General features: G+C 61.5%; 1 protein-coding gene. It reads right to left on the bottom strand.

Features of this window, described 5'->3' with window-relative positions:
- Nucleotides 1–257: thiamine pyrophosphate-dependent enzyme (locus tag SB756_RS32215; protein ID WP_410913520.1), on the bottom strand; the 257-nt coding region annotated here is incomplete at both ends.

Here is a 257-nt window from a genome sequence, read left to right as displayed (position 1 = left end):
CATCTGCATCGCACCGTCACCCACCAGCGCCACTATCGGTTTATCGGGATGGGCAAATTTTGCGGCAATCGCATAAGGCACCGCCGCGCCCATACAGGCCAGGCCGCCGGAGAGCGAGGCGCGCTGACCCTGCTTAACCCGATAGTCGCGGGCGAACCAGTTGGCACAGGAACCGGAGTCCGAGGTGAAAATAGCGTTATCCGGCAGTTGTGGAGACAACTCCCACACCACCCGCCGCGGATTGAGCGGATTAGAGG

Source organism: Pseudomonas sp. SIMBA_068 (assembly GCF_046534705.1).
GTDB classification, from domain to species: Bacteria; Pseudomonadota; Gammaproteobacteria; order Pseudomonadales; family Pseudomonadaceae; genus Aquipseudomonas; species Aquipseudomonas putida.
This window is presented reverse-complemented; position numbering and strand designations above follow the sequence as displayed.